Genomic DNA, 11,414 nt, shown 5'->3' on the forward strand with positions numbered 1-11,414 from the left:
CTATCGCCCGCGCTAAAGCGCGTAAAGCGGCGCAAGCTGGCGAATCTGCTCCGGTAACTGAAAGCGCTAAAGCCACTAAAGTCGACGCCGTTGACCCACGTAAGGCGGCTGTCGAAGCGGCTATCGCCCGCGCTAAAGCGCGTAAAGCGGCGCAAGCTGGCGAATCTGCTCCGGTAACTGAAAGCGCTAAAGCCACTAAAGTCGACGCCGTTGACCCACGTAAAGCGGCTGTCGAAGCGGCTATCGCCCGTGCTAAAGCGCGTAAAGCGGCTCAGGCTACAACCGAATCTGTAGCAGAATCTGCCGAAGAACAAGATCCGCGCAAAGCCGCGGTTGCTGCGGCCATCGCCCGAGTCCAGGCACGAAAAGCAGCGCAACAAATGGCATCAGAGGAATAGATGGTTTTCAAGATAGCAAGCTCCCCTTATACCCATAACCAACGCAGCACATCGCGGATTATGCTGCTGGTGACCTGCGCCACTTTGCCAGGAATCGCCATGCTGTGGTACTGGTTTGGCTGGGGAAGCCTGGTGCAGATTGCATTAGGTATCCTCACCGCCGTCGCCGCAGAGCTATTTGTGCTCAAACTGCGTAAGCAACCCCTGAAAATCCTGGCTGACAATTCAGCTGCGTTAACCGGCCTGCTGTTAGGTATGAGTATTCCGCCCCTTGCACCGTGGTGGATGGTGATTCTCGGTACCCTATTCGCAGTCATCATCGCTAAACAGTTATATGGCGGGCTTGGTCACAACCCCTTTAACCCGGCGATGGTCGGCTACGTGGTATTACTGATTGCCTTTCCTGTGCAAATGACATCATGGCTGCCGCCGCAAACTCTTGCCGCGACGGTGCCGGGTTTTGCTGATTCAGTGCATGTTATTTTCTCGGGTGCGACTGCAGTGGGCGACAGCATGTCGCAACTACGTATGGGCATTGACGGTATAAGTCAGGCGACTCCGCTTGATACCTTTAAGACCGGGTTACGTGCCGGGCATTCCGCAACGTCCCTGATGCAGGCACCTATCTACACAGGCGTACTGGCAGGAATCGGCTGGCAGTGGGTCAACCTGGCCTTCCTGCTGGGTGGCGTGTTCTTATTGATGAAAGGCGCAATTCGTTGGCATATTCCGGTCAGTTTCCTGATAACACTGGCGGTGTGTTCCACTCTGGGTTGGCTGTTTTCCCCGGAAAAATGTGCCTCGCCGGTGATTCACCTGTTCTCTGGCGCAACCATGCTGGGAGCATTTTTCATTCTCACTGACCCCGTCACTGCCTCGACGACGAATCGAGGACGCCTGATTTTTGGCGCACTGACCGGTGTGTTGGTATGGCTCATTCGCACCTATGGCGGCTATCCGGATGGCGTGGCATTTGCCGTACTGCTGGCAAATATTACCGTCCCGTTGATTGATTATTACACCCGCCCTCGTGCTTATGGGCACCGCTAAGGAGTCGTCATGCTGAAAACAATGCAAAAACATGGCGTGACTCTGGCGCTATTTGCCGTAATGGCGACCGGACTTACGGCAGTCGTCAATGCGTTAACCAAAGACACCATCGAGCAACAGGCCGTGGCCCAACAAAAGCTATTGTTTGATCAGGTGATTTCCCCCGATCTCTACGACAATAATATTCAGTCCAGTTGCCTGGTCGTCAGTGAGCCACAATTGGGCAAAGGTGAACGCCATATTTACGTGGCGCGTAAAGGCCAACAGCCCGTTGCCGTGGTGATGGAAGCGACAGCGCCTGACGGCTATTCTGGCGCCATTCAATTACTGGTTGCGGCCGATTTTAATGGCAAGGTACTGGGGTCACGTGTCACAGAACACCATGAAACTCCGGGGCTGGGCGATAAAATAGAAACCCGACTGAGTGACTGGATTACCCATTTTGCCGGTAAAACCATTGGTGGCAGTGATGACCCAAGCTGGGCGGTGAAAAAAGATGGTGGGCAGTTTGATCAATTTACCGGGGCCACTATCACACCACGTGCAGTCGTCAATGCGGTAAAACGAGCGGGACTGTTCGCTAAAACATTACCATCGCAAATTGATAACCTTCCTGTTTGTGGAGCACAGCCATGAGCGAAGTAAAAGATATTGTCGTTCAGGGGTTATGGAAAAATAACTCCGCACTAGTGCAATTGTTGGGCCTGTGCCCACTGCTGGCAGTAACATCAACCGCCACCAATGCCCTCGGGCTTGGTCTGGCAACCACACTGGTGCTGGTGCTGACTAACAGTGCCGTTTCTGCCCTGCGCCGCTGGGTTCCGGCAGAGATTCGCATCCCCATTTACGTGATGATTATTGCCTCGGTTGTCAGCACCGTACAAATGCTCATCAACGCCTATGCTTATGGTTTATATCAGTCTTTGGGGATATTTATTCCGCTGATTGTGACCAACTGTATTGTCATCGGTCGCGCCGAAGCGTTCGCCGCCAAAAGCAGTGTGCCACTGGCCGCCCTCGATGGGCTTGCCATTGGCCTGGGTGCCACAAGTGCCATGTTTGTATTAGGCTCCCTGCGCGAAATCATTGGCAACGGAACGTTATTTGATGGGGCTGATGCGTTACTTGGCAGTTGGGCTAAGGTGCTGCGCATTGAAGTCTTCCACACCGATACCCCTTTCCTGCTGGCGATGTTGCCACCGGGTGCGTTCATCGGCCTGGGTTTGATGCTGGCGGTGAAGTATCTGATCGATGAAAAAATGAAAACGCGCCGTACCGCGAAAGCGACGGCACCGGAAGGGAATCCAGAGAAAGCGTAATGAATAAAACCAAGCGGCTAGAGATCCTGACACGTCTGCGTGATAACAACCCTCACCCGACCACGGAGCTGCATTTCAGCTCCCCGTTTGAATTGCTGATCTCGGTTCTGCTGTCAGCGCAGGCCACTGATGTCAGTGTCAATAAAGCCACGGCAAAGTTGTATCCAGTGGCGAATACGCCACAAGCCATGCTCGATTTAGGAGTGGACGGCGTGAAGTCGTATATCAAAACCATTGGCCTGTTTAACAGCAAGGCGGAAAACGTCATCAAGACCTGCCAGATGCTCATTGAGCTACATAACGGTGAAGTCCCTGAAGACAGAGCGGCCCTGGAAGCCCTGCCTGGTGTAGGGCGTAAAACCGCCAATGTGGTGCTCAATACCGCATTTGGCTGGCCCACTATTGCCGTCGACACCCATATTTTCCGCGTTTGTAACCGCACCAATTTTGCACCAGGTAAAAATGTTGAGCAGGTTGAGGAAAAGCTGCTGAAGGTGGTTCCGGCAGAATTTAAAGTCGATTGCCATCACTGGCTAATCCTTCATGGCCGTTACACCTGCATTGCTCGTAAACCGCGCTGTGGCTCATGTATCATTGAAGATCTGTGCGAATTCAAAGAGAAAGTTGAACTCTGATTTCCCGCCTGCTTCTTAAGAAGCAGGGCATTCCATTCCCTTATACACTTCCTCATAGCTGCCAATACCAATAAATCCATTCATTTGTTCTGCGTATTGTTACCACTTCACTTACTTCATCTGGTGAATAATCACCCGACCAGGTTAATCGTTTTTTTACGATAAGAATTTTCCATAAATATGTGACAAAGATCACACTGATAACTTGATGTTAAATTTTGGTCATCAAAATGAAACAAATAACCACGTAATACACAGTGATAACTCCAACCAGGCAGGACAATTACCTGTACAAATCTTTACACCTGGCCTATATCACTACACATTTGCCAGTAGAGCAGAACATATAACTAAATTGCCGTTATTTTATCATTTTATAAGAGAATAAATTGGTAAAGCGCATTTTGATAAAATTTAACGCTGAATAACAATTTGGTTTGCGGAGCTTTATCTTGCACGGGATAAATGTAACAGATCATTACAAACCTCTTGCCTGAAGCCTCAGGATAGTGAACATTACCCGCCGTTTCCCCTTTCTTATAACTAAAAAAGCGAATGCACACTCGGCATAACGCTTAAAAAATTCCTGTTAAATTGGGATGTAAAAAAAGAGGTATATGTGTCGACTGCAAACAAAGAACCAGCAGAAAGCATCAGTCTGAATGCTTTCAAACAACCTAAATCGTTCTACCTGATTTTCTCTATCGAATTATGGGAGCGTTTTGGCTACTACGGCCTCCAGGGCATCATGGCCGTTTATCTGGTCAAAATGCTTGGGATGTCCGAAGCTGACTCCATCACCCTGTTCTCTTCCTTCAGTGCACTGGTCTATGGCTTAGTAGCAATTGGTGGTTGGCTGGGCGATAAAGTTCTCGGCACCAAACGTGTCATTATGCTCGGTACTATCGTACTGGCTATCGGTTATGCGCTGGTGGCATTTTCCGGTCATGATGTGGCAGTGGTGTACATGGGTATGGCGACTATCGCTGTGGGTAACGGTCTGTTCAAGGCTAACCCGTCGGCCCTGCTTTCTACCTGTTATGCGAAGGATGACCCGCGTCTTGATGGTGCATTTACTATGTACTATATGTCCATCAACATTGGTTCGTTCTTCTCTATGCTTGCCACACCGTGGCTTGCTGCGAAGTACGGCTGGAGCGTTGCGTTTTCCCTCAGCTTCGTCGGTATGCTGATTACTCTTGTGAACTTCATGTTCTGTAAGAGATGGGTAAAAGACTACGGCTCCAAACCAGACTTTGAACCTGTTCACTTCGGTAAACTGATTGCCACTATCGCGGGCGTCATTGTGCTGGTAACAGCTGCAACCTGGCTGCTGCACAACCAGGGTATCGCACGTATGGTACTGGGCGTTGTGGCTCTGGGCATCGTGATTATCTTTGCTAAAGAAGCCTTTGCCATGCAGGGCGCTGCGCGTCGCAAGATGATTGTTGCGTTCATCCTGATGGTTGAAGCGATTGTGTTCTTCGTGCTGTACAGCCAAATGCCTACTTCTCTGAACTTCTTTGCTATTCGTAACGTAGAGCATGCGATTCTGGGTATTACGTTCGAACCGGAGCAGTTCCAGGCACTGAACCCATTCTGGATTATGATCGGCAGCCCAATTCTGGCCGCTATCTATAATAAAATGGGCGACCGTATGCCGATGCCGCATAAATTTGCCTTCGGTATGGTGCTGTGTTCCCTGGCCTTCCTGGTACTGCCTGTTGGCGCTAAGTTCGCATCTGACGCCGGTATCGTATCGGTTAGCTGGTTGATTCTGAGCTATGCGCTGCAGAGTATCGGTGAGCTGATGATTTCCGGCCTGGGCCTGGCAATGGTTGCACAACTGGTACCACAGCGTCTGATGGGCTTCATCATGGGTAGCTGGTTCCTGACTACCGCTGGTGCAGCAATCATTGCCGGTAAAGTGGCTAACCTGATGGCGGTTCCTGAGAACGTGACTGATCCGCTGCAATCTCTGGCTGTTTACGGTCACGTGTTCATGCAGATCGGTATCGCTACTGCTGTTATCGCTGTTCTGATGATGATCATTGCACCAAAACTGAACCGTATGACCTTCAGTGATGAAAAAACTGAAACCTCTACGGAAACAGCTACCGCGTAATGTAGCGGGAAACATAAAATTTTAAGCCGTTAGCTTCATGCTTAACGGCTTTTTTTTTGCCGGTAAGCGCACTAACATAAGGTATCTTAGCGCCCAATAGGAGTTCAGTAATGAAACTGTATTATAAAGCTGGTGCCTGTTCCCTCTCCCCTCATATTATTCTGCGTGAAACGGGTATTGATTTCTCTCTGGTTAAGGTCGATTTAGCGGCGAAGAAAACCGAAGCAGGTGATGACTATCTTGAAGTCAATGCGAAGGGGCAAGTCCCTGCGTTGCTGCTGGATGACGGTTCACTGCTAACTGAAGGCGTGGCGATTGTTCAGTATTTGGCGGATAAAGTACCTGACCGCCAACTACTCGCTCCGGCAGGCAGCATGACGCGTTACCACACTCTAGAATGGCTGAACTACATCGCGACCGAGTTGCACAAGGGCTTCTCCCCGTTGTTCAACCCAGCAACGCCTGACGAATACAAAACCATTGCGCGTGCCGCACTGGAGAAGAAATTCAAATACGTTGACGAAGAGCTGAATGATAAACAGTGGCTGATGGGCCTGCGCTTTAGCGTGGCAGATGCGTATTTGTTTACCGTGCTGCGCTGGGCGAATGCGGTGAAACTGAATCTGGAAGGGCTGAGCAACATCGAAGCGTTTATGGAGCGTATGAAAGCGCGTCCGGCAGTGGCTGCTGCATTAACAGCTGAAGGGATTTAATTAATACGGCGGATAGGCGCAAGCTTCATCCGCCATTTTTTATTACAGTTTCACTGCAGTGAAATAATGCTCTGGATTTGCAATACCTTCTTGCGCTGCCACCAGTTGCAGTTCGTACTCTTCCATTTTCTTGGTTACTACCATGATGTCGTATACCGCGGCGGTAACATGCTCCAGCGCTTCGCGTAACGTGGCACCATGCAGCAGATTCACCAATAACAGTCCACTCGTCACATCACCCACTCCGACTGGCTGACGGTCGCCAAAGTCGACCAATGGGCGGTGAATATGCCAGGCTTCATCTGCCGTCACCAACAACATTTCAAAGCGGTCATGCTGGAACGCAGCACGCGCCAGGTGTTTCACCAACACAATCTCCGGCCCCTGGGCAATCAGCTCTCTCGCGGCACTGACCGCTTCTTCAACGGTGTTAACCGCATGACCGCAGAGAATCTCAAGCTCGATTAAGTTGGGGGCAATAATGTCGCTGGCTGGCATGGCATAACGAGTATGGAATTCGGCAACACCAGGTGCAACGATACAGCCCTTTTCTGGATGCCCCATTACTGGGTCACAGAAGTACTTCGCTTGCGGATTAGCTTCTTTAACTTTACGAACAATAGAAAGAATGTGCTCGCCCTGCTCGGCAGAGCCAAGATAACCACTCAGTACTGCATCACAACGCTTTAACTGCCCAATATCTGCAATCCCCTGCACAATCTCGCTGAGGTGGCTGGCTGGCATCACGCTGCCTGTCCATTTACCGTATTGGGTATGGTTTGAGAATTGGACTGTGTTCAGCGACCATACGTTGGCGCCCAGACGGCGCATCGGGAATTCGGCAGCACTGTTACCTGCATGACCGAAAACGACATGAGACTGGATGGCAAGGATATTTTTCATTTCTCTACTCGGAGGCAACGATTTTTTTAGGGGTTGCGAAATGACAACGGGTGGCAAAAATAAAGGGCGTGGTTTCCCACGCCCTTTAAGTTTATTCTCAATTACTTCCAGCAAACGAGGCAGTAATTTTTCTTACCCCGGCGCAACAAGGTGTAGCGATTGAAAAGAATATCGCTATCAGCAAAGGTATATTCCGGGTCAGACTGCTTCTCGCCATTAATGGTGATCGCGTTCTGTGCAATGGTTTTACGTGCCTGGCCGCGTGACGGTTGCAGTTCAGAATCAACCAACGCCTGTTGCAGGTCAGCACCACGATCCATTTCCACCATCGGTACGCCGTCTTGTGCCAGTTGCTCAAGGTCAGCTTCGGTCAAATCGCTCAAGTTGCCGTTGAACAGGCTGCTGGTGATACGTTTTGCTGCTTCCAGGCCTTCTTCGCCGTGAACCAGACGAGTCACTTGCTCGGCAAGCACGTATTGCGCACGCGGAGCGGTACCGCTGTTTTTGTCTTCTTCTTCCAGTGCGTCAATTTCTTCGAGGCTCATGAAAGTGAAGAACTTCAGGAAGCGATACACATCGGAGTCTGCGGTGTTAATCCAGAACTGGTAGAACTTGTACGGGCTGGTTTTCTTCGGATCAAGCCATACTGCGCCACCTTCAGTTTTACCGAATTTTGTACCGTCAGATTTGGTGATCAACGGAACGGTAAGACCGAACGCTTGTTGCTGGTGCAAACGGCGAGTCAAGTCGATACCAGAGGTGATATTGCCCCACTGGTCAGAACCGCCAATTTGCAGCACCACGCCGTGCAGTTTGTTCAGGCACGCGAAGTCATAACCTTGTAACAGGTTGTAGGAAAATTCGGTGAAAGAGATACCAACATCATCACGGTTCAGGCGCTGCTTCACCGCTTCTTTGTTAATCATCTGGTTAACAGAGAAGTGCTTACCGATATCACGCAGGAAGGTCAGAACGTTCATTCCGCCAAACCAGTCGTAGTTGTTAGCCGCGATAGCTGAGTTTTCACCGCAGTTGAAATCGAGGAAAGGTGCAACCTGACGGCGGATTTTTTCCACCCACTCTTGCACTGTGTCTTCGGTATTCAGTTTACGCTCTGAGGCTTTGAAGCTAGGGTCACCAATCAAACCTGTCGCACCACCCACCAGCGCAACCGGTTTGTGGCCCGCTTCCTGGAAGCGTTTCAGGCACAGCAGTGGAACCAGATGGCCCAAATGCAAGCTGTCAGCGGTAGGATCAAAGCCGCAATACAGAGCAATTGGCCCTTGCGCCAGTCGCTGTGCTAACGCTTCTTCATCCGTTACCTGGGCGACTAAGCCCCGCTCTTGCAATTGTTTTATCAAATTGATGCTCGCCATCAAATTCTCCATCTATATACGACTGCACCTTGGCCGGTACACGGCTTTCCGCCTGTTGGCGAAAGGAGTTAATTTCTTAGGGGACATAGGATAAAGCGCCAACAGCAGGAGTGCCAGCGCTTAAAACAACAATTTCCCTATGTTATGGCGCCAAACGGTCTATTTTCCAGGAACTGCCTTCGCGCTGGTATAAAAAACGATCGTGTAGACGATGTTCGCCGCCCTGCCAGAATTCCATTTGTTCAATTGTTACGCGATAGCCACCCCAGAAACTGGGTAATGGAATGTCGCCTTGCTGGAATTTCTGTTTCAGCTCGAGGAATTTACTTTCCAGAATACCTCGTGCGGAAATTCGGCTGGACTGTTTGGAAACCCAGGCACCAATTTGGCTATCGCGCGGGCGACTGTGGAAATATTTCATCACTTCGAGGGTGGATAAACGCTCCGCAGTGCCTTGCACCATCACCTGGCGATCAAGCATATGCCAGGGGAAATGCAGGCTAATACGCGGATTATTTTCCAAATGATGCGCTTTGCGCGAACCAAGGTTGGTGTAAAACACCAGCCCGCGTTCATCATAGTGTTTGAGCAAAACGATGCGCTGATATGGCTGACCGCTCTCATCGACAGTAGCCACCACCATGGCGGTAGGATCAGCAAGTTTTGCCTCGCAAGCTTGAGCTAACCAGCGCTCAAACAAGGCTAACGGTTGTTCAGTAAGATCATTGCGGCGCAAACCACCTTTTGTGTATTCGCGGCGCAGATGCGCAATTTGTTGCAAAGAGTCGTTATCAGACATGGCGTTACGTCAGGCTATCGTAAGGTGGAGCTATTGTGCGCTCCACCCTTAGAAATCTCAACGCTTGGGATTTTGTAATTGGCAATTATCTAACACAACAGTGTCTTTCCGATAAACCGTGGCGGTATCGCCTTTCGACCAGAACACGTAAACCCCATCAGTATAACGAACACCCGATGCCGATAATCCCTGAGTCAGGGACAAGTATTCATTGTCGTAAACGAAATTCACCATGCTTTTCTGGTTATTCAATTTAACGGTGAGGGGTTTATCATCGCACTGATACTGCAAAGTATCGGTCTGCATACGCTCAACAAAAGTGTTGTAGTAGCTACATCCGGCAAGCATGAAGGGGATGGTGGCAATAAGTAGTTTTTTCATCTGCATATCCTGAAGTTCTTATTATTTCTTATAAAGGGGGAGCATAACTTCCCCCATTCACTTCAGTTTAGAGATTTAGTGCTTAAGTTAATTTCAGTTAACTCTGATTTTTCAGGGAATATTGTACAGTGGGTTGGCAGGAAAAATTGCCCCTATCACGCTAGCAGCCGATGCTCCCGTTACCGAAGGTAAATTGCCCGGTAATCCAGATAACGTTCGATAGGCAAGCCAGGCGAAAGCCAGCGCTTCCATGTCATCGCCACTGATTCCTGCTTCGTCAGTTGTCGTGACTTCGATTCCTGGCAGTAGCCCTGCCAAACGAGCCATCAATAAAGGATTGCGACTTCCCCCACCGCACACCATCAAGCGCTCACAACCACCGCTCAACAATACTTGTTCTGAAATCGTTACTGCAGTCAGTTCGGTCAGCGTTGCCTGGACATCTTCTCCGGCAAGCCCAGGGAATGCCGCGAGCTGCCGCTCAAGCCATCCATAATTGAAATACTCGCGCCCGGTACTTTTTGGTGCTGGCATCGCAAAGTAAGGATCACTCAACATTTGCTGCAGTAAGGGGATAATCACCTTGCCGCTGATCGCCCATTGCGCATCTTTATCATAGGCTTTCCCGCGCTGACGCCAGATCCAGGCATCAATCAGCATATTTCCCGGCCCGGTATCGAAACCGCGCACTGGTTGTTCAGGAATCAACAAAGAGAGATTAGCGATACCACCAATATTGAGCACCATGCGATGTTCAGTGGGATGGCCAAGTAAAGCCTGATGGAAGGCAGGGACTAGTGGAGCGCCCTGCCCACCCAGAGCCATATCACGGCGGCGGAAATCACCGACAACGGTGACTCCGGTACGGGCAACAATTTGGTTGTTATCGCCAATTTGCATAGTGTGCGCCGCTTCACCTTGTGGCTCATGCCATACAGTTTGCCCATGGCAGCCAATAGCGGTGATATCCGTATACGTCAGGCCTTGTTCGGTCATCAGAGTTTGTACTGCCTCAGCGAACAATTTACCCAGTCGATTATCGAGCTGACCGAGTTGAGAAAGAGTTAATTGCTGACCCTGGCAGATTGCCAGAATGGCATTTTTAATATCCAAAGGAATGGGATGGCTGTAACTCGCTTGCTGAGCAACAAGATGTTCATCAATCGCAGCAAGAACGACATCAATACCGTCCAGGCTGGTGCCTGACATCACGCCGATATAACGCCCTGATTTCATCTGTTACTCCTGAAAACTCGCCAAATTGTGGGATTAAGTGCCCCATAAACTAACATTCAACACAGTGATTGATTAATAGTTTTTAACCACGTTGCGTCACAAAATGATATTGAAAGCGCTGTTATACCTCAACAATGGCAAATGGTTTAAGCCCTGTTAAAACTCACTTATCTAGAATCAATGCGACCATGTGGCTGAACTAATATTAAATTCGGCACCTAAATACCATATAATTAGGCCCGATGGATGCTCGGTTGGGCGTTTTAAGATGATCAGGAGAGTCACAAATGATTTCACGTATACTGGCGGTCTCGTTAGTAGGTTTAACTTTGGCTGGTTGCGCTAACACCAGTACGCTTTCAGGCGATGTGTATAGCGCCTCAGATGCTAAGCAAGTTCAAAGCGTAACTTACGGCACATTGGTCTCCACTCGCCCGGTACAAATCCAGGCTGGCAATGATTCAAATGTGATGGGCGCG

At 49.8% G+C, this 11,414-nt stretch carries 11 protein-coding genes and 2 pseudogenes; 8 read left to right on the plus strand and 5 right to left on the minus strand.

The genetic code is table 11. The features are described from left to right. The 7 genes and pseudogenes from MES37_RS21475 to gstA form a co-directional block, all read left to right on the plus strand. Positions 1 to 398, plus strand: a pseudogene (locus MES37_RS21475) (electron transport complex subunit RsxC); the annotation flags it as partial. After that, positions 399 to 1,448: an electron transport complex subunit RsxD gene (gene rsxD, locus MES37_RS21480; RefSeq protein ID WP_237932612.1), complete on the plus strand. Its 1,050-nt coding sequence runs from the start codon at positions 399 to 401 to the stop codon at positions 1,446 to 1,448. A 9-nt stretch (positions 1,449 to 1,457) separates the two neighbouring features. Next, on the plus strand, positions 1,458 to 2,084 hold the full coding sequence (rsxG, locus tag MES37_RS21485) for an electron transport complex subunit RsxG (RefSeq protein WP_064546289.1): 627 nt from the start codon (positions 1,458 to 1,460) through the stop codon (positions 2,082 to 2,084). Further along, on the plus strand, positions 2,081 to 2,767 hold the full coding sequence (locus MES37_RS21490; RefSeq protein ID WP_064546287.1) for an electron transport complex subunit E: 687 nt from the start codon (positions 2,081 to 2,083) through the stop codon (positions 2,765 to 2,767). The genes rsxG and MES37_RS21490 overlap by 4 nt, the downstream gene beginning before the upstream one ends. After that, positions 2,767 to 3,402 carry an endonuclease III gene (gene nth / locus MES37_RS21495; protein WP_064546285.1) on the plus strand — a complete coding sequence of 212 codons (636 nt, stop codon included), beginning with the start codon at positions 2,767 to 2,769 and terminating at the stop codon, positions 3,400 to 3,402. Before MES37_RS21490 ends, nth begins: the two co-directional genes overlap by 1 nt. A 619-nt stretch (positions 3,403 to 4,021) precedes the next feature. After that, the gene (gene dtpA / locus MES37_RS21500; RefSeq protein ID WP_064546283.1) at positions 4,022 to 5,527 is read left to right on the plus strand and encodes a dipeptide/tripeptide permease DtpA; all 1,506 of its coding nucleotides are present in this window, start codon (positions 4,022 to 4,024) and stop codon (positions 5,525 to 5,527) included. A gap of 110 nt (positions 5,528 to 5,637) precedes the next feature. Beyond that, the gene (gstA, locus tag MES37_RS21505; protein WP_121813578.1) at positions 5,638 to 6,240 is read left to right on the plus strand and encodes a glutathione transferase GstA; all 603 of its coding nucleotides are present in this window, start codon (positions 5,638 to 5,640) and stop codon (positions 6,238 to 6,240) included. A gap of 42 nt (positions 6,241 to 6,282) precedes the next feature. On the opposite strand, the gene pdxY is transcribed toward gstA, so the two are convergent. The 5 genes from pdxY to anmK all read right to left on the minus strand — a co-directional run bounded on the left by pdxY (position 6,283) and on the right by anmK (position 10,935). After that, positions 6,283 to 7,143, minus strand: a complete 861-nt coding sequence (gene pdxY / locus MES37_RS21510; RefSeq protein WP_064546279.1) for a pyridoxal kinase PdxY — start codon at positions 7,141 to 7,143, stop codon at positions 6,283 to 6,285. Positions 7,144 to 7,244: 101 nt separating this feature from the next. Next, the gene (gene tyrS, locus MES37_RS21515) at positions 7,245 to 8,519 is read right to left on the minus strand and encodes a tyrosine--tRNA ligase (protein WP_121813580.1); all 1,275 of its coding nucleotides are present in this window, start codon (positions 8,517 to 8,519) and stop codon (positions 7,245 to 7,247) included. Positions 8,520 to 8,661: 142 nt separating this feature from the next. Continuing rightward, positions 8,662 to 9,318, minus strand: a complete 657-nt coding sequence (pdxH, locus tag MES37_RS21520; RefSeq protein ID WP_064546275.1) for a pyridoxamine 5'-phosphate oxidase — start codon at positions 9,316 to 9,318, stop codon at positions 8,662 to 8,664. 57 nt (positions 9,319 to 9,375) lie between these two features. Beyond that, positions 9,376 to 9,699: a C-type lysozyme inhibitor gene (gene mliC, locus MES37_RS21525; RefSeq protein ID WP_064546273.1), complete on the minus strand. Its 324-nt coding sequence runs from the start codon at positions 9,697 to 9,699 to the stop codon at positions 9,376 to 9,378. 111 nt (positions 9,700 to 9,810) lie between these two features. Continuing rightward, positions 9,811 to 10,935, minus strand: coding sequence for an anhydro-N-acetylmuramic acid kinase (gene anmK / locus MES37_RS21530; protein WP_064546271.1), 1,125 nt, complete (start codon positions 10,933 to 10,935; stop codon positions 9,811 to 9,813). 287 nt (positions 10,936 to 11,222) lie between these two features. Here anmK and MES37_RS21535 point away from each other — a divergent pair. Next, a pseudogene (locus tag MES37_RS21535) lies at positions 11,223 to 11,414 on the plus strand (hypothetical protein); the annotation flags it as partial.

The sequence above is a fragment of the Buttiauxella sp. S19-1 genome (assembly GCF_022134725.1).
Classification (GTDB): Bacteria; Pseudomonadota; Gammaproteobacteria; order Enterobacterales; family Enterobacteriaceae; genus Buttiauxella; species Buttiauxella ferragutiae.

Coding starts and splice junctions, on each gene's coding strand:
- MES37_RS21490 (WP_064546287.1), top strand. CDS start 2,081: ATGAGCGAAGTAAAAGATATTGTCGTTCAGGGGTTATGGAAAAATAAC.
- pdxH (WP_064546275.1), bottom strand. CDS start 9,318: ATGTCTGATAACGACTCTTTGCAACAAATTGCGCATCTGCGCCGCGAA.
- mliC (WP_064546273.1), bottom strand. CDS start 9,699: ATGAAAAAACTACTTATTGCCACCATCCCCTTCATGCTTGCCGGATGT.
- anmK (WP_064546271.1), bottom strand. CDS start 10,935: ATGAAATCAGGGCGTTATATCGGCGTGATGTCAGGCACCAGCCTGGAC.
- rsxG (WP_064546289.1), top strand. CDS start 1,458: ATGCTGAAAACAATGCAAAAACATGGCGTGACTCTGGCGCTATTTGCC.
- nth (WP_064546285.1), top strand. CDS start 2,767: ATGAATAAAACCAAGCGGCTAGAGATCCTGACACGTCTGCGTGATAAC.
- tyrS (WP_121813580.1), bottom strand. CDS start 8,519: ATGGCGAGCATCAATTTGATAAAACAATTGCAAGAGCGGGGCTTAGTC.
- rsxD (WP_237932612.1), top strand. CDS start 399: ATGGTTTTCAAGATAGCAAGCTCCCCTTATACCCATAACCAACGCAGC.
- pdxY (WP_064546279.1), bottom strand. CDS start 7,143: ATGAAAAATATCCTTGCCATCCAGTCTCATGTCGTTTTCGGTCATGCA.
- gstA (WP_121813578.1), top strand. CDS start 5,638: ATGAAACTGTATTATAAAGCTGGTGCCTGTTCCCTCTCCCCTCATATT.